The organism is Labrys sp. WJW, assembly GCF_001676615.1.
GTDB classification, from domain to species: Bacteria; Pseudomonadota; Alphaproteobacteria; order Rhizobiales; family Labraceae; genus Labrys; species Labrys sedimenti.
Map to the genome: position 1 here is coordinate 1 of NZ_LYXZ01000092.1, position 22,854 is coordinate 22,854.

Annotated in this window: 24 protein-coding genes; 15 read left to right on the forward strand and 9 right to left on the reverse strand. The window is 64.6% G+C overall.

Annotated features, from left to right (window positions below):
• Positions 1-230: 230 nt before the first annotated feature.
• The 3 genes from cobU (at position 231) to BA190_RS34155 (ending at position 2,134) form a co-directional block, all read left to right on the forward strand.
• A complete protein-coding gene (gene cobU / locus BA190_RS34145; RefSeq protein ID WP_068299428.1) occupies positions 231-737 on the forward strand; it encodes a bifunctional adenosylcobinamide kinase/adenosylcobinamide-phosphate guanylyltransferase in 507 nt (168 codons plus the stop codon).
• A 12-nt stretch (positions 738-749) separates the two neighbouring features.
• Positions 750-1,355, forward strand: coding sequence for a cob(I)yrinic acid a,c-diamide adenosyltransferase (cobO, locus tag BA190_RS34150; RefSeq protein ID WP_068299434.1), 606 nt, complete (start codon positions 750-752; stop codon positions 1,353-1,355).
• A gap of 116 nt (positions 1,356-1,471) precedes the next feature.
• Positions 1,472-2,134 (forward strand): phosphatase PAP2 family protein, encoded by a 663-nt coding sequence (locus tag BA190_RS34155; protein WP_068299437.1) that lies wholly within the window; start codon positions 1,472-1,474, stop codon positions 2,132-2,134.
• On the opposite strand, the gene BA190_RS34160 is transcribed toward BA190_RS34155, so the two are convergent.
• Together BA190_RS34160 and BA190_RS34165 are read right to left on the reverse strand one after the other, a co-directional pair.
• Complete coding sequence (locus BA190_RS34160) at positions 2,135-3,034, reverse strand: lipid kinase (RefSeq protein WP_068299440.1); 900 nt, start codon at positions 3,032-3,034, stop codon at positions 2,135-2,137.
• Between the two features lie 274 nt (positions 3,035-3,308).
• Positions 3,309-4,007: an ABC transporter ATP-binding protein gene (locus BA190_RS34165; protein WP_082980256.1), complete on the reverse strand. Its 699-nt coding sequence runs from the start codon at positions 4,005-4,007 to the stop codon at positions 3,309-3,311.
• A gap of 105 nt (positions 4,008-4,112) precedes the next feature.
• On the opposite strand from BA190_RS34165, the gene BA190_RS34170 reads away from it, so the two are divergent.
• The 3 genes from BA190_RS34170 to speB all read left to right on the forward strand — a co-directional run bounded on the left by BA190_RS34170 (position 4,113) and on the right by speB (position 6,340).
• Positions 4,113-4,676 (forward strand): arylesterase, encoded by a 564-nt coding sequence (locus tag BA190_RS34170; protein WP_371260457.1) that lies wholly within the window; start codon positions 4,113-4,115, stop codon positions 4,674-4,676.
• A gap of 61 nt (positions 4,677-4,737) precedes the next feature.
• A complete protein-coding gene (locus BA190_RS34175) occupies positions 4,738-5,355 on the forward strand; it encodes a DUF1989 domain-containing protein (protein WP_068299446.1) in 618 nt (205 codons plus the stop codon).
• 103 nt (positions 5,356-5,458) lie between these two features.
• Positions 5,459-6,340 (forward strand): agmatinase, encoded by an 882-nt coding sequence (speB, locus tag BA190_RS34180; RefSeq protein WP_245315045.1) that lies wholly within the window; start codon positions 5,459-5,461, stop codon positions 6,338-6,340.
• A 199-nt stretch (positions 6,341-6,539) separates the two neighbouring features.
• On the opposite strand, the gene BA190_RS34185 is transcribed toward speB, so the two are convergent.
• The 3 genes from BA190_RS34185 to BA190_RS34195 all read right to left on the reverse strand — a co-directional run bounded on the left by BA190_RS34185 (position 6,540) and on the right by BA190_RS34195 (position 8,924).
• Positions 6,540-6,926, reverse strand: coding sequence for a DUF2794 domain-containing protein (locus BA190_RS34185; protein ID WP_068299451.1), 387 nt, complete (start codon positions 6,924-6,926; stop codon positions 6,540-6,542).
• Between the two features lie 88 nt (positions 6,927-7,014).
• Entirely contained in the window at positions 7,015-7,893 is an 879-nt protein-coding gene (aguB, locus tag BA190_RS34190) for an N-carbamoylputrescine amidase (protein WP_068299454.1), read from the reverse strand.
• Positions 7,893-8,924 carry a histone deacetylase family protein gene (locus tag BA190_RS34195; RefSeq protein ID WP_068299461.1) on the reverse strand — a complete coding sequence of 344 codons (1,032 nt, stop codon included), beginning with the start codon at positions 8,922-8,924 and terminating at the stop codon, positions 7,893-7,895. The genes aguB and BA190_RS34195 overlap by 1 nt, the downstream gene beginning before the upstream one ends.
• 198 nt (positions 8,925-9,122) lie before the next feature.
• On the opposite strand from BA190_RS34195, the gene BA190_RS34200 reads away from it, so the two are divergent.
• From BA190_RS34200 to BA190_RS34210, 3 genes are all read left to right on the forward strand, one after another.
• Positions 9,123-9,911 (forward strand): transporter substrate-binding domain-containing protein, encoded by a 789-nt coding sequence (locus BA190_RS34200; protein ID WP_068299463.1) that lies wholly within the window; start codon positions 9,123-9,125, stop codon positions 9,909-9,911.
• A 241-nt stretch (positions 9,912-10,152) separates the two neighbouring features.
• On the forward strand, positions 10,153-10,860 hold the full coding sequence (locus BA190_RS34205) for an ABC transporter permease (RefSeq protein ID WP_068299465.1): 708 nt from the start codon (positions 10,153-10,155) through the stop codon (positions 10,858-10,860).
• A 2-nt stretch (positions 10,861-10,862) separates the two neighbouring features.
• Positions 10,863-11,642, forward strand: coding sequence for an ABC transporter permease (locus tag BA190_RS34210; RefSeq protein ID WP_068299469.1), 780 nt, complete (start codon positions 10,863-10,865; stop codon positions 11,640-11,642).
• 19 nt (positions 11,643-11,661) lie between these two features.
• Here the strand turns inward: BA190_RS34210 and pncA are convergent, their stop codons facing one another.
• The gene (gene pncA, locus BA190_RS34215; RefSeq protein ID WP_068299472.1) at positions 11,662-12,279 is read right to left on the reverse strand and encodes a bifunctional nicotinamidase/pyrazinamidase; all 618 of its coding nucleotides are present in this window, start codon (positions 12,277-12,279) and stop codon (positions 11,662-11,664) included.
• 137 nt (positions 12,280-12,416) lie between these two features.
• On the opposite strand from pncA, the gene rsmI reads away from it, so the two are divergent.
• Together rsmI and BA190_RS34225 are read left to right on the forward strand one after the other, a co-directional pair.
• Positions 12,417-13,343 (forward strand): 16S rRNA (cytidine(1402)-2'-O)-methyltransferase, encoded by a 927-nt coding sequence (gene rsmI, locus BA190_RS34220; RefSeq protein WP_068299474.1) that lies wholly within the window; start codon positions 12,417-12,419, stop codon positions 13,341-13,343.
• A complete protein-coding gene (locus tag BA190_RS34225; protein WP_068299476.1) occupies positions 13,340-13,711 on the forward strand; it encodes a YraN family protein in 372 nt (123 codons plus the stop codon). Before rsmI ends, BA190_RS34225 begins: the two co-directional genes overlap by 4 nt.
• Before the next feature lie 83 nt (positions 13,712-13,794).
• Here the strand turns inward: BA190_RS34225 and BA190_RS34230 are convergent, their stop codons facing one another.
• Entirely contained in the window at positions 13,795-16,032 is a 2,238-nt protein-coding gene (locus BA190_RS34230; protein ID WP_068299480.1) for a transglycosylase domain-containing protein, read from the reverse strand.
• Positions 16,033-16,285: 253 nt separating this feature from the next.
• On the opposite strand from BA190_RS34230, the gene BA190_RS34235 reads away from it, so the two are divergent.
• The 4 genes from BA190_RS34235 to BA190_RS37015 all read left to right on the forward strand — a co-directional run bounded on the left by BA190_RS34235 (position 16,286) and on the right by BA190_RS37015 (position 19,023).
• Positions 16,286-16,645 (forward strand): DUF952 domain-containing protein, encoded by a 360-nt coding sequence (locus BA190_RS34235; protein WP_068299482.1) that lies wholly within the window; start codon positions 16,286-16,288, stop codon positions 16,643-16,645.
• Complete coding sequence (locus tag BA190_RS34240; RefSeq protein ID WP_068299486.1) at positions 16,642-17,646, forward strand: quinone-dependent dihydroorotate dehydrogenase; 1,005 nt, start codon at positions 16,642-16,644, stop codon at positions 17,644-17,646. Before BA190_RS34235 ends, BA190_RS34240 begins: the two co-directional genes overlap by 4 nt.
• A 569-nt stretch (positions 17,647-18,215) precedes the next feature.
• Positions 18,216-18,881, forward strand: a complete 666-nt coding sequence (locus BA190_RS34245) for a hypothetical protein (RefSeq protein WP_156771835.1) — start codon at positions 18,216-18,218, stop codon at positions 18,879-18,881.
• A 10-nt stretch (positions 18,882-18,891) separates the two neighbouring features.
• Positions 18,892-19,023 carry a hypothetical protein gene (locus BA190_RS37015; RefSeq protein ID WP_371260458.1) on the forward strand — a complete coding sequence of 44 codons (132 nt, stop codon included), beginning with the start codon at positions 18,892-18,894 and terminating at the stop codon, positions 19,021-19,023.
• A gap of 137 nt (positions 19,024-19,160) precedes the next feature.
• Here the strand turns inward: BA190_RS37015 and BA190_RS34250 are convergent, their stop codons facing one another.
• Positions 19,161-21,368, reverse strand: a complete 2,208-nt coding sequence (locus BA190_RS34250) for an FAD-dependent oxidoreductase (RefSeq protein WP_068299492.1) — start codon at positions 21,366-21,368, stop codon at positions 19,161-19,163.
• Between the two features lie 182 nt (positions 21,369-21,550).
• Complete coding sequence (locus tag BA190_RS34255; protein ID WP_068299494.1) at positions 21,551-22,759, reverse strand: acetyl-CoA C-acetyltransferase; 1,209 nt, start codon at positions 22,757-22,759, stop codon at positions 21,551-21,553.
• Positions 22,760-22,854 lie beyond the last annotated feature (95 nt).

Consider the following 22,854-nt stretch of genomic DNA (forward strand, 5'->3'; position numbering starts at 1 on the left):
CCACCATGCGCAAGCTACTCACAATCCTCAATGCAATCATTCGCGATCAACAACCATGGCAAACCGCTTGACATCCAAGACAGTCGCTCTCCCCGTAAACGGGGTGAGGAGGCTCGCGCGTTGAGCCTCATCTCCAACGCGACCGCTTCGCTCAACTCTTGAATTATCGCCCATGGACGAATGTCCGCGCTCCCCTTGCCTTCCTGCCCCGAACCCGGCAGGAAGGCGGCATGTCCTCTCCCCGACTCACTCTCGTCCTCGGCGGCGCGCGTTCCGGCAAGAGCCGGCATGCGGAGAGCCTGATTTCGGCCCATCCCGCGCCCTGGACCTATATCGCCACCGCACAAGCCTTCGACGACGAGATGCGTGAGCGCATCGGCGAGCACCAGGCCCGGCGCGACGCCAATTGGCACACGGTCGACGCGCCCCTGGCCCTGCCGGAAGCGCTGGTGGCGACGCAGGGTCCCGTGCTGGTCGACTGCCTGACGCTCTGGCTCACCAATCTCATGCTGGGCGGCCATGACCTCAAATCCGCCTTTCTCCGGCTGCAGGAAGCGATCGAGGCCGTATCCGGTCCGGTGGTGATGGTCAGCAATGAGGTGGGCCTGTCCATCGTGCCGGATAATGCCCTTGGCCGGGCCTTTCGCGACGAGCAGGGCCGGCTCAACCAACGGATCGCTGGCATCGCCGACCGGGTGATCTTCATGGTGGCCGGCCTGCCGATGATGGTGAAGTGATTGGATGCTGAGATGACCGACGATGCCGCACGCCACAAGGCGAAGATGGAAAAGCGCAAGGCCGTGCAGGATGCCGAAGTCGCTTCCAAGACCATCACCGAAAAGGGCCTGCTGATCGTCAACACCGGCCCCGGCAAGGGCAAGTCTACGGCCGCCTTCGGGCTGATCATGCGTGCGCTCGGCCATGGCTGGCCCATCGGCGTGGTGCAGTTCATCAAGGGTGCCTGGTCGACCGGCGAGCGCACGGCATTAGAGCGCTTCAACGATCTGGTGACCTGGAAGAGCATGGGCGAGGGCTTCACCTGGGAGACTCAGGACCGCGAGCGCGACGTCGCCGCCGCCGGGCGGGCCTGGGACGCGGCCAAGGCGATGCTGGCGGATCCCGCCATCCGCCTCGTGGTGCTCGACGAGATCAACATCGCCCTGCGCTACGATTATCTCGACCTCGCCGAGGTGGTGGAAACGCTGAAGGCGCGCCGGCCGGACCTGCATGTCGTGGTCACCGGCCGCAATGCCAAGCCTGAGCTGATCGAGGCGGCCGACCTGGTGACCGAGATGACGCTGGTGAAGCATCACTTCGCCGCCGGCGTGAAGGCCCAGCAGGGCATCGAGTTCTAGAGCAAAATGACTTTTTCCCGAAGCGTCATTTTGCTCTAACCATTTGTTTTGACGCGTTTTTTGATCGAAAAGTCTATCAGCTTTTTTGGAAAACGCTCTAAGGCCCGGCAGCTTTCATGATCCAGCCCCATCCCGAGCGCTCGGCGCTGGTCGCCATCCTCTGCGTCGCCGGCGCGGCCCTGATCTTCGCCGTGCTCGCCGGCCTGGTCATGCAGGGCGGCACGGAGGCCTTCGACCGCGCCATCCTCCTGATGATGCGCAATCCCGCCGACCTTACCGATCCGCTCGGGCCGGGCTGGCTCGAGGAGATGATGCGCGATTTCACCGGCCTGGGCGGCGTCGGCGTGCTGACGCTGACTACCCTCGCAGTGGCAGGTTTTCTCGCCCTTTCGGGATCGCCGCGCAGCGCGGTCTTCGTCATCCTCGCCATCGGCAGCGGCATCCTGATGAGCTCGCTTCTGAAATATGGCTTCGACCGGCCGAGGCCCGACCTGGTGGCGCATGGCTCGCGGGTCTACACGTCGAGCTTTCCGAGCGGCCACTCCTTCATGTCCGCCACCGTCTATTTCACGCTCGGTATCATGCTGGCCCGCAGCTTTCGCTCGCGCGCCCTGTCGGTCTACATCATGGTGGTGTGCACCCTGCTGACCTTCGGGGTCGGCGTCAGCCGTGTCTATCTCGGCGTGCATTGGCCCACCGACGTGATTGCCGGCTGGGTGATCGGGGCCGGCTGGGCGCTGTTCTGCTCACTCCTGGCACAGCGCCTGTCGGGTCATTGATCAGCTCGATTTTGCCGGCGGCGCAAAGACTTTGATGGCGTGGCGCTTGAGCTTGAAATGCGCCGGCGTCCAGGTGGTGAGTTCACCGTCGGTGTTCACAGGGCGCGGCCGGTTGGTGCGGATCACCAGTTCGGTGGTGCCGAAGGCGCGCACATCGTCCCACTGGCCATGGGTGCCCTTGCGCAGGCTGGGCAGCAGCTTGAGCAGGCGCCACCAATGGTCGACCTCCAGGCTGTAGAAATCGAGCTTGCCGTCGTCGGCCGTGGCGGTCTGCTCCACGCTCATGCCGCCACCGTAATATTTGCCGTTGCCGACCGAGACCTGCAGGGTCTTGATCTTCTCGGTAGTGCCGTCATGGTCGAGATAGGCGGTGAAGAGCTGCGAGCGCGCCAGCAGCCGGGCCGCCACGATGCCGTAACCGAGCTTGCCGAACATCTTCTTGGCCTTCTCGGAGAGTTCGGCGGCGAGATCGGCGCTGAAGCCGATGCTGGCCACGTTGAAATAGAGCTGGCCGTTGACCTCGCCCAGGTCCATTGGCCTCGGCTGCCCAGACACGATGAGCTCGGCGGCCTTCAGGGGGTCGGCGGGGATCTCGGCCGTACGGGCGAAATCGTTGGCCGTGCCGAGCGGCAGCACGCCGAGCGGCAGGCCCGTTTCCACCAGCCCCCGGGCGGCGGCGTTGAGGCTGCCGTCACCGCCTCCGACGATGACGAGATCGCATTCGTCCCGCCGCCGCAGGATCACATCGGCGATCTTCTCATCCCCTTCCGGGTTCGCTTCGATGAGATGGATGCCGCCCGTCTCCAGCACCTTGCGGATCGCTTCGGTGCCCTTGCCGCCATTGCGCGCGTTGGGATTGACGATGAAGAGCGCACGCCTGCCCTGCTGTGAACCAACCATACCCTGCCCCAATGCCCCTCGCGCCGAGCGCGAGACCCGAAGCGAAACTGCCTAATCGGCAATTGGGCGCATTCCATGGCCGTGGCACGGCAAGGTCGATGCAGGGCTCCGAATTCAGATTAGTGACGGCAGAGTTTGGAGTGCCTGGCGTGCGATCTTTCCGGGTGCACGGGCATCTTGCCCGTTCTTCCGATCCCGCAAGTACCGTGTTTCCAAGAACGGGCAAGATGCCCGTGCACCCGGAACCCGCCTGTCAGCGCCGGCGGTACCGCGCCTACTCCGCTGCTTCGACCTTCGTCGCCTCGTCTGCCTCGATATGGCCGGAACGAATGCGAATCATGCGGTCGCAGCGGGCAGCGAGGCTGAGGTCATGCGTCACCAGCACGAGGGTGGCGCCGCGCTCACGCTTCAGGCGGAACATCAATTCGACGATCCCCGTGCCCGTGCCCTCGTCGAGATTACCAGTCGGCTCGTCGGCGATCAGGATGGCCGGCTCGGGCGCCAGGGCGCGCGCCAGCGCCACGCGCTGCTGCTCGCCGCCCGAGAGCTGGGCTGGATAATGGGCCTTGCGGGCGCCGAGGCCCACGGCCTCCAGTTCAGCCTCCGCCCGGGCGAAGGCATCGCGCCGCCCGGCCAGTTCCAGCGGCACGGCGACGTTTTCGAGCGCCGTCATGGTGGGGATGAGATGGAAAGATTGGAAGACCACGCCGATGTGCCGGCCGCGAAACCTGGCGAGGCCGTCTTCGTCGAGGACGCCGAGATCCTGCCCGGCGATGCGGATGCTGCCGCTGTCGGGCCGCTCCAGCCCGCCCAGCGTCATCAGCAGGGTCGATTTGCCCGAGCCGGAGGGGCCGACGAGGCCGACCGCTTCCCCCTGCCTTATTTTCAGCGTAACGCCCTTGAGAATGTGAACGCGCGCCGCGCCGGTGCCGAGGCTGAGATGGACATCGGCCAAATCGATCGCTTCGTTCATTCGCATCCTGCCTGAAAGGTTCTCGTGATCGTGACCCGTATCTATGCATCGATTGTGGCAATTCTCTCATTGCTTGTCATGACTCCGTTGGCCGCGGAGCATGCCATGGCCGAGCCGCTGCGTATCGTGGCCTTCGGCGACAGCCTCACCGCCGGCCTCGGCCTGGAGGCCAGGGATGCCTATCCCGCCAAGCTGCAGGCAGCCCTCGCCAAGCTCGGCATCGAGGTCGTGATCGACAATGCCGGCGTCTCCGGCGATACCACCGATGGCGGCCTTGCCCGGCTCGACTGGTCGGTGCCCGACGGTACCAAGGCGGTGCTGCTCGAACTCGGCGCCAACGACATGCTGCGCGGGCTCGATCCCAAGCTTGCCCGGTCCAATCTTGCCGCCATCCTGGAGCGGCTCAACGAGCGCAAGATCCCGGTCCTGCTCATGGGTATGCGCGCCGCGCCCAATCTCGGCGCCGACTACCAGAAGGCGTTCGATGCCATCTATCCCGACCTCGCAAGCCAGTATGGGGCGGAACTCTATCCCTTCTTCCTCGATGGGGTCGCCGGCACGCCCGGCCTCAACCAGGCCGACGGCATGCATCCGACCGCCGCCGGCGCCGATGCCATCGTCGCCAGGCTGACGCCGGTGGTGGCTGAGTTCGTAAGGAAATTGCGATAAGGCTGTGAACCAAAGGTTGAGCGCGTCAGGCGCCGAAGCAAATTCAAGGGAGGCAGCACGAATGGGCATCGAGGGGCGAGCGAAAGGCGAATTGCGCCTCATCCCGGCACGCAAGGGCGTGGCGGAGCGGGTCAGGGCCGGGCAGACGGTGACCGTCATCAACACCCATGGCAGCCAGGTCGTCGACAGCTGGGCCTTCAATGCCCAGGATCCCGGCGAGTTCATGTCGATGGAGCACAGCCGCGGCGCCATGCTGCGCGTCAATCCCCAGCTCGGCGACACGCTGCGCAGCAATCGCCGGCGCCCCATGCTCACCCTGGTCGAAGACAATTCCGGCGGAATCCACGACACGCTGATCGCCGCCTGCGATCGCTATCGCTACGAACAGCTCGGCCATGTCGGCCATCACGACAGCTGCACCGACAATCTGGCGCACGCCCTGGCTTCGCTCGGCGTCACCGGCGCGGAGACACCCAGCCCGCTCAACCTGTTCATGAACATCCCGGTCGGCGCCGATGGCAGCGTCTCCTTCCAGCCGCCGGTGTCGACGCCGGGCTCCCATGTCCGTCTCAAGGCCGAGATGGACCTGATCGTCGTCTTCTCGGCCTGTCCCCAGGACCTGGTGCCGGTGAACGGCGCCGACTGCATGCCCCGGGATGCGCATTACACCATCGACTGATCGTCTCAGGCTCCCGGACAGGAACCAAAAAGTGAGCAGCAACCATCCCTTCCAGCCGCTCGATTCGGGGCTCGTGCCGCGCTTTGCCGGCCCCTCGACCTTCATGCGCCTACCCATGGCCCGACCGGACGAGATCGATATCGCCCTCGTCGGCATTCCCTTCGATGGCGGCGCGACCAACCGAACCGGCGCGCGGCATGGTCCCCGGGAGATTCGCAACCAGTCGAGCCTGGTGCGGCGGGTGCACCATGTCACCGGCATCTCGCCCTTTGACCGGATACGGGCCGGCGATTGCGGCGACGCACCGATCAACCCACTCGACCTGATGGCGAGCCTGGAAAGCATCGAGGCCTTTTATGCGCAGATCCAGGCCGCCGGCGCCCGCCCATTGACGGCGGGAGGCGACCATCTCACCACCCTGCCCATCCTGCGTGCCCTGGCGAAACAGGCGCCGGTCGGCCTCGTCCAGTTCGATGCCCATTCCGACACCTATGACAGCTTCTTCGGCAGCCGCTACAACCATGGCACGCCGTTCCGCCGCGCCATCGAGGAGGGGCTGGTCGATCCCAGGCGCATGATCCAGATCGGCATTCGCGGCGCGATCTCCGATGCCGCCAATTACGACTTCGCCCGGGCCGCCGGGGTCCGCATCGTCTTCATCGAGGAGTTCATGGCTCGCGGCGTGGCCGATGTCATGGCCGAAGCACGCGCCATCATCGGCGACCAGCCCGCCTATCTCAGCTTCGACATCGACGCGCTCGACCCTTCCTTCGCACCCGGCACCGGCACGCCGGAGATCGGCGGCATGTCGACGCGTGAGGCCCAGGCGATGATCCGCCTGATGGAAGGCGCCCATCTGGTCGGCGCGGACCTGGTGGAAGTCTCCCCGCCACTCGATCCGTCCGGCCTCACCGCTTTGACCGGCGCGACGCTGATGTTCGAACTGCTCTGCGTGATGGCGGGGCATAACGGACGGGCGGGTTGAAGTCCTCAAGGACGAGCAGCCACATCAAAGCCCCCCTCGCCCTGCAAAGCGGGGAGAGGGTAAGGGTGAGGGGCTACACAGCCTTGGCCAACCATAGCGCCGCCCCTCACCTTACCTCTCCCCGTAAGAACGGAGCGAGGAGGCCCAGGCGTTGCGGCTTGGCTGATTGCCGTTCACCCCACGCGAATCAAGAGCGCGCTCACACCACCACGCGCAGCGGCTTGTCGATGACCTGCAGCACGCGCGCCAGGTCATGTCCGCGCTTGAGTATCATGCCGGTCGGCGCCAGCACGCTATAGGCCCCCTGGCGCTGAGCCAGCGAGGGATCCTTGACGATACGGTAGAGCGGCATTTCCGAGGCGCGCCGGAAGATGGAGAACACCGCCTTGTCGCGCAGGAAATCGATGGCATAGTCACGCCATTCGCCATGGGAGACCATGCGCCCATAGAGATTCATGATCTGACGTAATTCATGCCTGTCGAAGGCGATGGCTGGGGGATCGGGGCGGCGCGAAGCGGAAAGTTGCGCGACATCTGCGCTTTCGCTTCGCGAAAACAGCGATCCCGGCGGATCGGCCTCCGTCATGACGCCTCCTGTGTAAACGGTTTGTCGTCACACTGTCATGATTGCGCCGATCCGCGTCGCGTTCAAGTTTTATCGCCTCACGAAACGGTCATCGCAGGGGAAGACTGCCATCTCCCGTAGCGATACGCCCGTAAAGCTCGGGCCTGCGGTCGCGGAACAGCCCCCAGGCTGCGCGTTCGGCGCGAATCGCCTCGAGATCGAAGCTTGCCGTCAGCACCGCCTCGCCGGAGCGCCCGGCTTCCGCCAGCAGTTCGCCGTGCTGGCCGGCAATGAAGGAGGAACCGTAGAAGGTCACCTCCTGCCCGCCGAAACGCTCGACGCCGATACGGTTGGAAGCCATTACGGGCATGATGTTGGCGCCGGCATGGCCGCGCATCACCGTGCGCCAATGCTCCATCGAATCAAAGCCGGTGGCGGGCTCCGAGCCGATCGCGGTGGGATAGAGCAGTGCATCCGCACCCATCAGGGCCATGGACCGGGCGGCCTCGGGAAACCACTGGTCCCAGCAGATGCCGACACCGATGGTACCGAAGCGGGTCGGCCAGACCTTGAAGCCGGTATCGCCGGGCCGGAAATAGAACTTCTCCTCATAACCCGGCCCATCCGGAATATGGGATTTGCGATAGAGGCCGAGGACGCCGCCATCGGCGTCGACCATGACGAGGCTGTTGTAATAGGCCTGGTTGGCGCGCTCGAACAGGCTGACGGGCAGGACCACGCCGAGCTCGGCGGCCAGGGCGCGCATGGCCTTGAGGGTCGGATGGTCCTGGTCCAGCGTGCGGGCCTTGGCGAAATGCTCGGCCTTCTCTTCCTGGCAGAAATAGAGATCCTCGAACAATTCCTGCACCAGCACGACCTGCGCGCCGGCCCCGGCGGCCTCGCGCACCAGGCGCGTCGCCGTGGCCACATTGTGGTCTACGCTGTCGGTGCAGGCGAACTGCACCACGCCGAATGTCGTGTTGGCCATCACACGCCCTCGAAGCCGGTGAGGACGCCGACGGCGTTCACCGCGATTTCGGCCACGGCATAGCCGCCTTCCATCACGAAGAGCGTCGGCAGGCCGAGCCTGGCGATGCGCGCGCCGATGAGCGGGTAATGCTCCGTCTTCAGCTTGAAGGCGCTGATCGGATCCTTCTCGAAGGTGTCGACCCCAAGCGAGACCAGCAGCACGTCGGGCTTGTAGGCCGCCGCCTTGGCGCAGGCATCCTCCAGCGCCGCGCCCCAGACCTCGAAGGTCGTGCCCGCCGGCATCGGATAATTGACGTTGAAGCCTTCGCCCCTTCCGGCACCCTTCTCGTCGGCAAAGCCGAGGAAGAAGGGATATTCATTGGCGGGGTCCCCGTGCAGATTGAGCACCAGCACGTCGTCGCGCTCGTAGAAGATCTCCTGCGTGCCGTTGCCGTGATGGTAGTCGACGTCGAGGATGGCAACCTTGCGGGCGCCATTGTCCAGGAACCATTGTGCTGCCACGGCCGCATTGTTGATGAAGCAATAGCCGCCCATGAAGCCGGAGCCGGCATGATGGCCGGGCGGGCGGCAGAGGGCGAAGGCCGATTTTTCCCCGCCCTGGACCAGGCCGGCCGCGGTGAGCGCCACCTCATAGGAGGATTTGATCGCGTCCCAGGTTCCCTCCACGAAGGTGGCGCCGGCATCGAAGGAATAATAGCCGAGCAGCGCCTCGATCGATTCCGGCGGCCTGTCGCCCCGCAGGCCGCGCGTCGGCCAGGTGAAGGGCATCGCCGTGCCTTCGCGCCCGGCGGCCTTCCACATTGGATAGGCCCGCCCGAGGAAATCGATGAAATCGGGTTTGTGCACCCGCCGGGCGGCATCGAGCGAATGGGTCTGCGGCGCCAGCACCGGGCCGAGCCCGACCTCATCGATGCGGGCACGGATGAACTCGGCGCGCGAGGGCATCTCGAAGGCCGGCACGATGGCGCCGGCCACCAGTTCGACATTGCCGGCATGGCCCTTGTGGCGCTCGGAATAGACGGATTTCATCGGACGGATCCCAGTGACTCATCCCGGAATTGTGATCACAAACACCCGGCCTTAGCAAGGGCAACGAAGCGAAAGCGACCATCGGGCGCGATCCCACCCCTATTGCTTTTGCCTGGGGGCGGTGTTTCATTCGCCCGACGGGATGACATTTGCACGACACCAGCCAAGAAGCATTCCGATACTATCCAGGGAGGTTTTATGCGTTTCGTAAAATTCGCCGCCGGTGCACTGGCGCTGATGGCCAGCATGGGCATGGCCCACGCCAAGGACTGGTCGACCATCAAGATCGGCACCGAGGGGGCCTATCCTCCCTTCAACAGCCTGACGCCTTCTGGCGAGATCGTCGGCTTCGACGTCGACATCGCCAAGGCTGTCTGCGAGAAGCTGAAAGCCAAGTGCACCGTCGTCGCCCAGGATTGGGACGGCATCATTCCGGGCCTGAAGGCCGGCAAATACGATGCCATCTTCGCTTCGATGTCGATCACGGACGAGCGCAAGAAACAGGTCGATTTTTCCAGGTCCTACTACCAGACGCCGGCCGTCTGGGTCGCCCCCAAGGACAGCAAGATTACGTCCTTCGACGCCGACGGCCTGAAGAGTTCCATCGTCGGCACCCAGTCCTCCACCATCCATTCCAACTTCCTGGAAGGTGAGATCGGCCCCGGCGGCGCGCAGGTGAAGCTCTATCCCGCCCAGGACGAGGCCAATGCCGACCTGGCCGCCGGACGTATCGACGCCGTGGAAGCCGACAAGAGCGCCATGATGGAGTGGCTCAAATCCGATGCCGGCAAATGCTGCGAGATCAAGGCCGAGATCGACATCAAGAAATATGTCAAATATTTCGGCCTCGGCGTCGGCGCGGCCGTGCGCAAGGAGGACACCGATCTTCGCGATGCCATCAGCAAGGCAATCGAGGAAATCCACGCCGACGGCACCTACAAGAAGCTGAACGAGAAATATTTCCCGTTCGACCTCTGGGTGCCCTGACGCCAGCGCCTGAGACGCGTCAGGCCTGGAGCAAAGCGCGCTTAGAAGGAAACGCTGCATTGCTCTAACTCTTTGGTCAGACGCGTTTTTTGCGATTCTTGGCGATTGCGCCAAATCACAAAACGCTTTTGGCCGGCGGCATCGAATGCAGCCACCGGCTTGAGCTGGCAGCGCTTTGATCGGCCTGGCACCGGCTTGGTGCCAGAGCCATATCCCGAAGGCTCAGCGGCGGGGGCATGGAATGGAACTTCTGGGATTTGGCGCAACGGGATGGGGCACCCCGCTGCTGCAGGGCGCCATGATGACCCTGGGCCTGGCCTTGTGTACCCTGCCCTTCGGCCTGCTGCTCGGGCTCGGCGTGGCGATGGCCAAGCATGGCGGCCCCATCTGGCTCGGCATCGTCTGCGGCATCTACACCTCGCTGTTCCGCGCCCTGCCCGAACTGCTCACCATCCTGATCGTCTATTTCCTCGGGCAGTCAGCCATCAATACGCTCCTAGCGGCGCTGGGGCTGGACATCCAGATCGAAGTCAGCGGTTTCGCTGCCGGTTTCGTGGCCCTCGGCCTGGTGCTCGGCGCCTTTTCCAGCGAGGTCTGGCTCGGCGCCCTGCGCAGCCTTTCCAGGGGGCAAAGCGAGGGCGCGGCGGCACTGGGCCTCAGCCGCGTTGTGACATTCCGCAAGATCATCCTGCCGCAGTTGATCCGCACGGCCCTGCCCGGCCTCGGCAACAATTGGATGGCGCTCCTCAAGGACACCTCGCTGGTCTCCGCCATCGCGGTCAGCGAATTGATGTACATGACCAACAGGGCCGTCTTCGCGACCAAGCAACCGCTGCTGTTCTACGCGGCCTGCTGCCTGCTCTATCTGGTAATGGCCATCCTGTCCGGCATCGCCCAGACAATGCTGGAAAGGCACTATAATCGCGGCCAGAAGCTGGCGAGGGCCTGAGCATGGAGACGCTCTGGTCCGGATTTCTTGCTCTAGTCGGCGATATCGGCCTCAACAGCGACCTGCTGGCGACCTATGGCCCGCGTTTCCTGGCCGGCCTGCGCCTGACACTGCTGCTGGTCGCCCTGGCCATGGTGCTGGGCGCCCTGCTGTCCTTTCCGATCGCAATGGCACGCATGTCGCGCAACCCGGTCCTGCGGGGGCTAGCCTTTGGCTATATCTACTTCTTTCGCGGCACGCCGCTGCTGGCTCAGGTCTATCTGATCTATAACGGCCTCGGCATCTTTCTCGGCGCCCACAAATCCCTCTTCGAGGACCTGGGCCTATGGTGGCTGCTGCGCGACGGCTTCTACTACGCAGTGATCGCCTTCACCCTGAACACTGCCGCCTACCAGGCCGAAATCCTGCGCGGCGGCATCGAGGCACTGCCTCGGGGCCAAACGGAGGGAGGCCTCGCCCTCGGCCTGCATTCAGGCCAGATCTTCCGCAAGATCATCCTGCCCCAGGCCCTGATGGTGAGCCTGCGCCCCTATGGCAACGAGTTGATCCTGATGCTCAAGGCGAGTTCGGTCGCCGCCCTCGTCGCGGTGCCGGAACTGATGGGCGTGACCCGTCTTGCCTTCTCGCGCACATTCGATTTCCAGGCCTATATGTGGACAGCAATACTCTATCTGATCATGGTCTTCGCCATCGCCCATGTCTGGAACCTGCTGGAGAAGCGACTGACCCGGCATCTGCACCGTACCATGCCGCAAACGGCGGCGACTGCGCAGGCGCATTGAGCCAGACCGGCACGCCAGACTAGATTCGGTCGACCAGGGTGGCTCCTGCCGCCTTCATGGCGGCAATCCCCGCCGCGACGGAACCGCCGAGGTCGATGCCCCGGCAGGCATCGAGCACGACGATGGTCTCGAAACCCAGCCGCCTGGCATCCTCGGCCGAGAATCGCACGCAGAAATCGGTGGCGAGGCCGACGCAGAACAAGCGACCGATGCCGCGCTCCCTGAGATAGCCGGCAAGCCCGGTCGGCGTCCGGCGGTCGTTCTCGAAAAAGGCCGAATAGCTGTCGATCGCAGGATTGTAGCCCTTGCGGATGATCATCTCGGCCCCGGGGAGGGCCAGGCCGGGATGGAACTCGGCCCCCTGACTGCCCTGTATGCAGTGATCGGGCCAGAGCGTCTGCTCGCCATAGGGCATGCTCACGGTCGTGAACGGCGCCTTGCCCGGATGGCTGGAAGCAAAGGAGGAATGGCCGGGGGGGTGCCAGTCCTGCGTCAGCACGCAATGGGCGAAATCATCAGCCATGCGGTTGATGCCGGGAACCACCGAGTCGCCGTCGGGCACGGCCAGCGCCCCACCTGGGCAGAAATCATTCTGCACATCGATCACCAGCAGGGCGTCGTTCGGACCGGTTTTCATGAAATCTCTCTCGTCATGCCTTTATGCCTCTATCTTGATCACGCAGGCAGGAAGATCAACTTGCCTTTGAATCTCAGGGAGCTACACAGAAGAACAGGCTGCGGATTGCGACTCGCGGCCGGCAAAGGCAGGACCCCATGCGTCCAGATTTCTCTCCCTCCATCGTCGGCGCCGAACACAGCTACTTGCTGCATGGCCAGCGGCTGACTGCTCCCTCCCTGCTGCCGGGGCTCCATGTGGTGGCGACGCCCATCGGCAATCTCCAGGACATCACGCTGCGGGCGCTGACCACGCTGGCCGCCGCCGATCTCATCGTCTGCGAGGATACGCGCGTCACCAGCCGCCTCACCAATCATTACGGCATCAGCGCCCAGCTCCTGGCCTACAACGACCACAATGCCCCTCGCGTGCGGCCCCAGATCCTGGAGCGCCTCACCAGCGGCCAGGGCGTGGCCCTGGTCTCGGACGCCGGCACGCCCATGGTCTCGGATCCCGGCTTCAAGTTGGTGCGCGAGGCGATCGAAGAGGAAATTCCCGTCTTCGCGGCGCCCGGCCCCTCCGCCGCGCTCGCGGCCCTGGCAGTCGCCGGCCTGCCGACCGACCGCTTTTTCTTCGAGGGCTTCCTGCCCAACAAGGACGGCGCGCGCTCCAATCGCCTCGCCGAGCTCAAGACCATCCCGGCCACGCTGATCTTCTACGAAAGCGGTCCGCGCCTCGCCGACAGCCTGGCCGCCATGGCGACGGCGCTCGGCGACCGGGCTGCAACCGTGGCGCGGGAACTGACCAAGGCCTATGAGACGGTTTATCGCGGCACGCTCGTATCACTGGCCACCGACTTCGCCATTGCGGACGAGCCGAGAGGCGAGATCGTCGTGGTGGTCGGACCGCCCGTCGAGGAAAAGGCCAGCGCCGACGACATCGAGGCTTCGCTGGCCGCAGCCCTCGAAACGCTTTCGGTCAAGGATGCCGCCGCCGCGGTTTCGGCCCGTCTCGGCCTGCCCAAGCGCGACGTCTATGCCCGCGCCGTCGAGATGGCCTCGGAGCGCCGTAGCAGGGCCTCTTGAGCAAGCCCGAACGCCAAGCCGCCTTCCGCGTCGGCCTCAATGCCGAGGCGCGGGCCGGCTGGCTGCTGCGCCTCAAGGGCTACCGCCTGCTCGCCCGCCGTTTCAAGGTGCCGGGCGGCGAGATCGACCTGATCGCCCGCCGCGGCGGCACGCTGGTCTTCGTCGAGGTAAAGGCGCGTGCGGATCTGGCGATGGCGCTCGAAGCGATCACGCCTGCCCAGCAGCGACGCATCGCCACCGCCGCCCGGGCCTGGCTGGCACGCCATCCCGACCAGGCCTTGCTGGTCCAGCGTTTCGATGCGGTCTTCGTGATGCCGCGGCGCTGGCCGCGCCACCAGGCCAACTGGTTCGAGATGGATCTGGGGTGATTTGGGGGGCGGGTCTTCGGACCCGCCTGAAACACAGCGCCTGAAGGCAAAGAAGGCGGGTCCGAAGACCCGCCCCCCAAAACTTACCGCCCCAGCACCCGGTTCAGCCAGTCGGCGATCGGCCGGCCGGTGTTGCGCGGCGCATTCGCCGTCATCACCGGCTCGACAGCCACAGGCTGGTCCTCCGGTGCGCCGTCGAATTGCGGCTGCGCCGCGATGACGTCCTCCGGCGGCGGCGCTTCGCGCACCCAGGGCCGGCCCGGCAGCGGCGCCGGCGACAGGCCCTTATGGGCCCCGCGCATGAAATCGTTCCAGATCTGCGCCGGCAGGCTGCCGCCGGTCATGCGGGCGGTGGAGGTGCCGTCGTCATTGCCGAGCCAGACGGCCGTTACCATGTGGCTGGTATAGCCGATGAACCAGGCATCGCGATAATTCTGGCTGGTGCCGCTCTTGCCGGCCGACTGCCAGCCGGGCAGGCCGTATTTGCGTGCCGTACCGACCGTGAGCGTCTGGCTCATCATCGCATTCATCATGCCGACCTTGTCGTCCTCGATGACACGCTGATTGCCGGGAGCCTGGCGCTGGAACAGCACCTTGCCCTTCTCGGTCTTGATGCTCTTGACCACATAGGGGATCACCAGCCGCCCGCCATTGGCGAAGGTGGCGTAGGCCGAGGTCATCTCCAGCGGCGTCACTTCCGAGGTGCCGAGGGCGATCGAAGGATTGGGTTCCAGGTTGGAATTGATGCCGAGGCTGTGGGCGACGGCCACCACCGCCTTCGGCCCCACTTCGGCGCACAGGCGCACCGCCACCGTGTTGAGCGAGAGGGCGAGCGCCGTGGTCAGGGACACCGGGCCGCGATATTCGCGCGAGAAGTCCTTCGGGCTCCAGCCCGCCAGGGTAATCGGGGCATCGTCACGCACGGTATCGGGGGTGGCGCCGTTCATCAGCGCGGCGAGATAGACGAAAGGCTTGAAGGTGGAACCGGGCTGGCGATTGGCCGAAATTGCCCGGTTGAACTGGCTCTCGGCATAGGAGCGCCCGCCGACCATGGCCTTGACGGCACCGTCGGGATCCATCGCCACCAGGGCGCCCTGGCTCACGCGCAGTTTGCCACCGGACTTGTCCAGGCCCTGGCGCAGCGACTGTTCGGCGAGATTCTGCAGCTTGGCATCGATGGTGGTCTCCACCACCACATCGGTGTCGAGCGGGCCGGTGAGGTCGCTGAGCTGGTTGGAGATCCAGTCGGCCGGATAATTGCCGGAGGAGCGGACCGCCAGTTTGGAAACCTTGACCGGCGTCGCCAGCGCCGTCTTCTCGTCCTGCGCAGTGATCGCCCCGGTGTCGACCATGGCGTCCAGCACGAGTTGGGAACGGTCATGCGCGCCCTTGGGATTCTTGGTCGGATCGAGCGAGGACGGAGCCTTGACCAGGCCGGCCAGGGTCGCGGCTTCGGCAATGGTGAGATTCTTGGCGGGCTTGCGGAAATAACGCTGTGCCGCCGCCTCGATGCCATAGGCGCCCGCGCCGAAATAGACGCGGTTGATATACATCTCCAGGATCTGGTTCTTGGAGAATTTGCGCTCGAGATAGACGGCGAGGATCGCCTCCTGGATCTTGCGCCGCAGGCTGCGTTCGGGGGTGAGGAAGACGTTCTTGGCGAGCTGCTGCGTCAGCGTCGAGCCACCCTGGGTCAGCCGATGGGTGGTGAGATAGACATAGCCGGCGCGGGCCAGGCCCTGCGGATCGACACCGTAGTGGGAATAGAAGCGCCGGTCCTCGATGGCGACGAAGGCCAGCGGCACATATTTCGGCAGGTCCTTGAGCGAGACCGCGGCGCCGCCCATTTCGCCCTGGTTGGCGAGTACGGTGCCATCGGCGGAGACGATCTTCACATTGGGCGGGCGCGGCGGCACTTCCAGATTCTGGATCGGCGGCAGGTTGGCGGCATACCAGGCAACGACGCCACCGACGCCGAGCAGGCCCCACATGCATAGCAGGAAGGACCAGTAGGTCAGGCGATAGAGCATGGAGCGCCGGCGCTTGGGCTTGCGCCCGCCGCCCGAACTGCCGCCGCCTCCCCCTCCGCCACGGCGGGAGGACCCGCCGCCACGCGAGGATCCGCCGAACAGGCTCCAGCCCTTCTTCGAGCGCGCGGTCTTGGCGCGGGAGGGCGAGCGCTCGCGCAACTCCAGCGGTACGGGCGCGGGGCGGTCTTCCCGGGTCAGGCGAAAACTATCGCCCTGATCGGCTTCCTCGCCCTTTTCGGGCTCGAAACGGGGTTCGACCCGCTCAACCATGCGCCGTTGGCCCTGCGCCATCCCAGCCTTCCAAAATCATTACAATCAGATCAGTCATATCAGCGCCGGGTTAAGCAAGGGCTACCGCAGCTTGCGACATTTGCTTTCCACTCAGGGAAAGGCATGAACAAGGCGTCAATCCGTCATTGTCGTGGCGTATTCAAGCCTCGAAGCCCTGTATCCGATGGAAAATCCGTGCAGGCGCCCTGCGGCAGGCCCTTTCGTAAAGTCTTCAGGCCCTGTAGAGGACGTGCGGCGAAAGGCTGGAGGACATATGGCGCTCATCTTCAAGATCCTGACGGCGCAGCAATGGCGCAACGCCGAGGCTGCCGGGCGTTTCGACGGCGCCCCCATCGACGTCCAGGACGGCTATATCCATTTCTCCTCCGCCGAGACGGCGCAGGAGACGGCGGCGCGGCATTTCGCCGGCCAGGACGATCTCGTCCTCGCCGCCGTCGAAGCCGACAGGCTCGGCGAAGCCCTCAAATGGGAAGTCTCGCGGGGCGGCGCCTTGTTCCCTCACCTTTATGCCGCCTTGCCCCTCGATTTGATCGAATGGACGGCCCCACTGCCGCTCGGGGCGGATGGCCGCCATGTCTTCCCGCTCGAATTTCTCTCGAGCCAGCAGCCATGATCGGCGCAGCCTTCGCCCTCATCCGCCCCCGCCTGTTTCGCATGGACCCCGAAGAGGCGCATGAGGCCACCCTCTCCGCCTTGCGCAGCCTGCCGATCCCGCCGTCCCTGCCCGATCCGGCCTCGCTCCGGGTGAAGGCGTTCGGGCTCGATTTCCCCAATCCGGTCGGCGTGGCCGCCGGCTTCGACAAGAATGCCGAAGTCGTCGATCCCCTGTTCAAGCTCGGCTTCGGCTTCGTGGAGATCGGCAGCGTCACGCCGAAGCCGCAGGACGGCAATCCTCGCCCCCGCCTGTTCCGCCTGCCGGCGGACGAGGGCGTGATCAATCGCTTCGGCTTCAACAATCAGGGCCATGCCGCCGTGCTGGCCCGGCTCAAGGCCCGCAAGGGTCGCGGCATCCTCGGCGTCAATGTCGGCGCCAACAAGGACAGCGAGGACAAGGCCGCCGACTATGCTGCCGGCATCATCGTCTTCGCCCCCGTTGCTTCCTATTTCACCCTCAACATCTCCTCGCCCAACACACCCGGCCTGCGCAATCTGCAGAAGCGCGAGGCGCTCGACGAATTGCTGGCCCGTGCGGTGGAGGCGCGCGATACGGCGGCGCTCATCGGGCCGCGCCGCCCGCTGCTTCTCAAGATCGCCCCCGACATCACCATGTTCGAGCTCGACGACATCGTCGACCGGGCACTCGCCCACAAGCTCGACGGCATGATCGTCTCCAACACCACGATATCGAGGCCCGAGTCGCTCAAGGAGCGTGAGACGGCCAAGGAAGCCGGCGGCCTGTCGGGCGCGCCTTTGTTCGACCTCTCGACCCAGGTGCTGGCCGAAACGGCACGACGCGTCGGCGGCCGTTTTCCCCTGATCGGGGTTGGCGGCATCCATTCGGCCGAGACCGCCAAAGCCAAGCTGGATGCCGGCGCCACGCTGGTCCAGCTCTATTCCAGCCTGGTTTACAAGGGCCCGGGCCTGATCAAGCAGATCAAGAAGGGAATCCGATAAATCCGTCAAAGGACGGGGCAGACAGGCAATAGCCTGCGGCAAGGAAGCGTAGTCGCCCGGCTCACCGGAGCACACCAAGGTGTTGGGATCCGTGCCCCCCGAAGGCGGATGAGGGATCGCGGTGTCCCGTCCCAGCCATTTCTGGGGTTCGTTCCAAATGCCTCGAGAAAGGCGGCCGTCAGGCTAGTACGGTTTATTTAAGAAGGAAGCGTTCCTAATTGTCGTAGCCGGGCTTGACCCGGCTATCTCGAAGCCCCCCGCGCAATACGGAGATCCAGGCTGGATTGCTGGGTCAAGCCCGGCAATGACAAAGGCCGAGCAGATCTGAAGACGCTTAAATGAACCACATTGGGCACTCAGGCGGCCTTCATGCGATCGTCAGGAATAGGCCGACTGTGGGGATATCCCCATCCGGCAACGGGTAGAGCCTCACGTTCAGTAAAGATGCGCCAACCTATGGCGTTGCTTTGGCATGAAGCCATCTGACTTGACGCCTCGGCGAAATTGCTTCTTTCAGGAATTCAGGGAAAGTGATAGCAGCATCGGAGATCTAGTTTTGGAGTTTCCAGGTGTCGAAATTCGTTCGTTCCCTAGTGCTTCTGGTGGTTTGCTCCGTTGCCGCCGGGTGCATGTCTATTTCCAGCATGCACGCACCAAATGCCGCTAAGGGTACTGGAGCGATAATATTTGACATATCCCTTCACAACGCTGGCTGCATTCCCAATGACATTGTCGTTGGAGAGCTTGAGCCTAGCAATAATATGTATAAATATAGTACAAATTTCAGCGTTTCGGACGGCGTTGACGCGCTTGTAGGCAAAACCTCCCCGGTCATGCGTGAAATCAAAGCCGGAAAATACGGAATCCTCCAGTATACATGTACATTCGGCGGCAAACGTCGCATGGTGCTTACTCACTCGGCACGCATGCAGGTAGGCAGGACGACCTATTGGCTCAAGCCAATTGCAACTTTTGAAGTGCAGGCCGGCGAAATCGTCAACATCGGTAAGCTACGCTCTATCCCCGACCCTAATGAAAAACCCAGTTTCTGGACGTTGTCGGCTCGCTACGGCACCCCTGTGCTGACCGATATCCCGCAGGCCGAATTACAGAAATTCGTCTCAGGCACTTCTTCGATCAAGCAGCCCGTTGTTACACGCTTGATGGTGCTGGAGCCGATCAGTGCCATCGGCGCAACGCCGCCGCGCCCTGGCGTCGCGGCAGCGACGCAATGAATGTCGCGACTTGCCGAGCGCGCTCGGAGTCGGCGGCATCCATTCGGCTCAGACCGCCAAGGCCAAGCTGGATGCCGGCGCCACGCTGGTCCAGCTCTATTCCACCCCGGTGGCCGCCGGGCTGGAGGCATCCACAAGCTAGGCTTTCAGGACTGGATTCAAATAGACAATCGCAGGCATCCCTGCCTGCTCTTGGAGACGCTGCGCTCGTAAAAAAGGAAAAGCAGGCAATCGCGACATGCAAGCATGTCGCTGAGATGCCTGCGATCCCAGAAGCCGTTACGCCGCCTTCTTCTCCGGCTTGAAGCGCTGATAGAAGCGCTCGTCCTTCACGGCCATGTCGCGCAGCAGCTTGTTGGGCGCAAAGCGCGGGCCATAGGCCGCCTCCAGCTTGTCGCACAGGGCCACGAAGGCCTTCGAGCCCATGCCGTCGATATAGGACAGGGCTCCCCCGGTGAAGGGCGCGAAGCCGAAACCGAGGATGGAGCCGACATCCGCCTCGCGCATATCGGTGATGATGCCGTCCTCGACCGTGCGGGCCGCCTCCAGGGCCTGCACCACCAGGAAGCGCTGCTTCAGCGTGTCCTTGTCGATGGTGTCGGGATCGAGCTTCACTGGCTGCAGGTCCGCCAGGCCCGGCCAGAGCCGCTTGGAGGCGCCGGCCGGATAATCGTAGAAGCCCTTGCCGTTCTTGCGGCCGAGCCGGCCATGCTGGTTGAGCAGGGCGTCGAGCAGCTTTTCCTGCATCGGATCGATGGCCGCCTCGCCGAGGTCCTTCTTGGTGGCCTGCAGGATCTTCCAGGCCAGATCGATGGCGATCTCGTCATTGAGCGAGAGCGGGCCGACCGGCATGCCGGCGGCGCGGGCGAGCGTCTCGATCATCGCCGGCGGCACGCCCTCGCCCAGCATCAGATGGCCTTCGCGAATATAGTTGAGCACGCAGCGATTGGCGAAGAAGCCGCGGCCGTCATTGACCAGGATCGGCGTCTTCCTGATGGCGCGCACGAAGTCGAGCGCGACGGCGATGGCCTTGTCGCCGGTCTTGGCGCCCTTGATCACCTCGACGAGCAGCATCTTGTCAACCGGCGAGAAGAAATGCACGCCGATGAACTGCTCGGGACGAGCCGAGTTCTCGGCCAGCGAGGTGATCGGCAGCGTGGAGGTGTTGGAGGCGAAGACGGTGTCCTTGCCGATCACCGCCTCGATCTTCCGGATCACCTCGGCCTTGACGGCGCGATCCTCGAACACGGCCTCGACGATCAGGTCGACGCCGGCAAGCGCACCGAAATCCGCCGTGGCGGTGATGCGGCCGAGCAGGGCCTCCTTGTCCGCCATCGAGGCGCGGCCCTTCTTGATCTGGCCGGTGATCAGGCCGTCGGAATGGGCCTTGCCCTTGTCGGCGGCTTCCTGGTCGCGGTCGACAAGCACCACCTCGAGCCCGGCCAGGGCAGAGACGTAAGCGATGCCCGCCCCCATGAAGCCGGCGCCGACCACGCCGACGCGCTTGAGGCTGGTCGGCGGCAGGGCCGGACGGCGCGCGCCCTTGTTGAGCTCCTGCATGGAGACGAACAAGGTACGGATCATCGAGCGCGCCTCGGTCGAGCGCAGCACATGGGCGAAATAGCGCGATTCCACCGTGAGGGCCCGGTCGAACGGCAGCTGCAGGCCCTCATAGACCGTCTGCAGGATGGCGCGGGCTGCCGGATAATTGTCGTAGGTCTCGCGGCGATAGAGCGCGTTGGCCGGCGGGAACACCATCATGCCGGCCTTGGAATAAACAGGGCCTGCAGGCAGGCGGAAACCTTCCACATCCCAGGGGGCCACGGGCGAGCCGCCGTCCCTGATCCACTCCTTGGCCTTGGCCACCAGCTCCTCGCGCGGGGCGACGGCGTGCAGCAGGCCCATCTTCTGGGCCTGGCTGATGCGCAACTGGTCGCCCTTGAGCAGCATCTGCAGGGCCTGGTCCGGTTTCATCAGGCGCGACACGCGGGTGGTGCCGCCGGCGCCGGGGAACAGGCCGACCTTGACTTCGGGCAGGCCGACGCGGGCCTTGTCATTGTCGGAGGCACCGATGCGGTAGTGACAGGCCAAGGTCAGCTCGAAGGCGCCGCCCAGGCAGACGCCGTTGATCGCGGCGGCGAAAGGCTTGCCTGAGGTTTCGATGCGGCGATAGAGCTGCGACAGGAAGCGACTTTCGGCGAAGAAGGTCTCCATCGCCTTCTCTTCGCCGAGCTCGGCCCGCGCCTTGGCATAGCGCTGGCCCATGCCCTCGAGCATGGTGAGGTCGGCGCCGCCGGAAAAGGCGTCCTTGCCCGAGGCGATGACGCAACCCTTGATGGCGGCATCGGCGGTGACGCGCTCGAGGATCTGGCCGAGTTCCTCCATCACCTCCACGGTGATGACGTTCATCGAGCGGCCGGGCATGTCCCAGGTGGCGAGGGCGATGCCGTCGCTGTCGACATCGAAGCGGAAATTGGTGAGGTTCATGGATGGCTCCAGCCAATTTCCTTCTCCCCTTGCGGGAGAAGGTGGCGCGCAGCGCCGGATGAGGGGTGGACGAAACCTCCCAAGGTTTCGAAGGCTCATTCGATTCCGGATGAACGGCCGCAAGACCCCTCATCCGCCCCTTTCAGGGGCACCTTCTCCCGCAAGGGGAGAAGGAAAAGAGGTCACACCCTCTCGATGATGGTGGCGGCACCCATGCCGGCGGCGACGCACAGCGTGATCAGGGCGGTCGACTTGCCGGTGCGCTCGAGTTCGTCCAGCGCCGTCCCCAGGATCATCGCGCCGGTGGCCCCGAGCGGATGGCCCATGGCAATGGCGCCGCCGCAGGGATTGACCTTTGCAGGATCGAGGTCGAAGGCCTGCATGTAGCGCAGCACCACCGAGGAGAAGGCTTCGTTGATCTCGTAGAGGTCGATATCAGCCTTGCTCATGCCGGCCTTCCGCAGCAGGAGCTCGGTGACGTCGACCGGGCCGGTCAGCATCAGCGCGGTATCCGAACCGATCGAGGCGGCGGCCCGCAGGCGCGCGCGCGGCTTGAGGCCAAGGCGCTTGCCGGCCTCCGCCGAACCGATCAGCACGGCCGAAGCACCGTCGACGATGCCGGAGGAATTGCCGGCATGATGAACATGGCTGACCTTCTCGACCTCCGGATGCGACTGCACCGCCACCGCATCGAAGCCGCCCATCTCGCCCATCTGCACGAAGGAAGCATTGAGGGCGGCCAGGGACTGCATGGTGGTGGACGGACGCATATGCTCGTCCTTGTCAAGGATGGTCAGGCCATTGATGTCCTTGACCGCGATCACCGACTTGGCGAAGCGCCCCTCGCTCCAGGACTGGGCGGTGCGGCGCTGCGATTCCACCGCATAGCCGTCGACGTCGTCACGCGAGAAGCCGTATTTGGTCGCGATCAAATCGGCGGAGATGCCCTGGGGCATGAACCAGGTCGGCACCGCGCTGGAGGGATCCAGTGCCCAGGCGCCGCCCGAGGCCATCATGCCGATGCGCGACATGCTCTCGACGCCCCCGGCGACGACGAGGTCCTTCTGGCCGCCGGCGATCTGGCCGGCCGCAAGGTTCACCGCATCCAGTCCCGAGGCGCAGAAGCGGTTGATCTGCACGCCCGGCACCTTCTCGCCGAGGCCGGCATGGAGCGCTGCGATGCGGGCGATGTCGCCGCCGGCCTCGCCGATCGGATCGACACAGCCGAGGATCACATCTTCAACCGCATTCTCCGGCAGCCCGTTGCGCTCGGCCACCGCCCGCAGCGTCTGGCTCGCCAGCGACAGGCTGGTGACCTCGTGCAGGGCGCCATCGGCCTTGCCCTTGCCGCGCGGCGTGCGCACGGCGTCGTAGATGAAGGCTTCGCTCATTGGGTCCTCCCCATTCCTGGGATCGCGGGCATCCCTGCCTGCTTCTTTTCGATAAACGCAACGGTTCCAGAAGAGCAGGCAATCGCGACATGCAA

Excerpts from the sequence above, each read along its gene's own strand:
- cobU (WP_068299428.1), top strand. The coding sequence starts at position 231 with ATGTCCTCTCCCCGACTCACTCTCGTCCTCGGCGGCGCGCGTTCCGGC.
- cobO (WP_068299434.1), top strand. The coding sequence starts at position 750 with ATGACCGACGATGCCGCACGCCACAAGGCGAAGATGGAAAAGCGCAAG.
- BA190_RS34155 (WP_068299437.1), top strand. The coding sequence starts at position 1,472 with ATGATCCAGCCCCATCCCGAGCGCTCGGCGCTGGTCGCCATCCTCTGC.
- BA190_RS34160 (WP_068299440.1), bottom strand. The coding sequence starts at position 3,034 with ATGGTTGGTTCACAGCAGGGCAGGCGTGCGCTCTTCATCGTCAATCCC.
- BA190_RS34165 (WP_082980256.1), bottom strand. The coding sequence starts at position 4,007 with ATGAACGAAGCGATCGATTTGGCCGATGTCCATCTCAGCCTCGGCACC.
- BA190_RS34170 (WP_371260457.1), top strand. The coding sequence starts at position 4,113 with ATGGCCGAGCCGCTGCGTATCGTGGCCTTCGGCGACAGCCTCACCGCC.
- BA190_RS34175 (WP_068299446.1), top strand. The coding sequence starts at position 4,738 with ATGGGCATCGAGGGGCGAGCGAAAGGCGAATTGCGCCTCATCCCGGCA.
- speB (WP_245315045.1), top strand. The coding sequence starts at position 5,459 with ATGCGCCTACCCATGGCCCGACCGGACGAGATCGATATCGCCCTCGTC.
- BA190_RS34185 (WP_068299451.1), bottom strand. The coding sequence starts at position 6,926 with ATGACGGAGGCCGATCCGCCGGGATCGCTGTTTTCGCGAAGCGAAAGC.
- aguB (WP_068299454.1), bottom strand. The coding sequence starts at position 7,893 with ATGGCCAACACGACATTCGGCGTGGTGCAGTTCGCCTGCACCGACAGC.
- BA190_RS34195 (WP_068299461.1), bottom strand. The coding sequence starts at position 8,924 with ATGAAATCCGTCTATTCCGAGCGCCACAAGGGCCATGCCGGCAATGTC.
- BA190_RS34200 (WP_068299463.1), top strand. The coding sequence starts at position 9,123 with ATGCGTTTCGTAAAATTCGCCGCCGGTGCACTGGCGCTGATGGCCAGC.
- BA190_RS34205 (WP_068299465.1), top strand. The coding sequence starts at position 10,153 with ATGGAACTTCTGGGATTTGGCGCAACGGGATGGGGCACCCCGCTGCTG.
- BA190_RS34210 (WP_068299469.1), top strand. The coding sequence starts at position 10,863 with ATGGAGACGCTCTGGTCCGGATTTCTTGCTCTAGTCGGCGATATCGGC.
- pncA (WP_068299472.1), bottom strand. The coding sequence starts at position 12,279 with ATGAAAACCGGTCCGAACGACGCCCTGCTGGTGATCGATGTGCAGAAT.
- rsmI (WP_068299474.1), top strand. The coding sequence starts at position 12,417 with ATGCGTCCAGATTTCTCTCCCTCCATCGTCGGCGCCGAACACAGCTAC.
- BA190_RS34230 (WP_068299480.1), bottom strand. The coding sequence starts at position 16,032 with ATGGCGCAGGGCCAACGGCGCATGGTTGAGCGGGTCGAACCCCGTTTC.
- BA190_RS34235 (WP_068299482.1), top strand. The coding sequence starts at position 16,286 with ATGGCGCTCATCTTCAAGATCCTGACGGCGCAGCAATGGCGCAACGCC.
- BA190_RS34240 (WP_068299486.1), top strand. The coding sequence starts at position 16,642 with ATGATCGGCGCAGCCTTCGCCCTCATCCGCCCCCGCCTGTTTCGCATG.
- BA190_RS34250 (WP_068299492.1), bottom strand. The coding sequence starts at position 21,368 with ATGAACCTCACCAATTTCCGCTTCGATGTCGACAGCGACGGCATCGCC.
- BA190_RS34255 (WP_068299494.1), bottom strand. The coding sequence starts at position 22,759 with ATGAGCGAAGCCTTCATCTACGACGCCGTGCGCACGCCGCGCGGCAAG.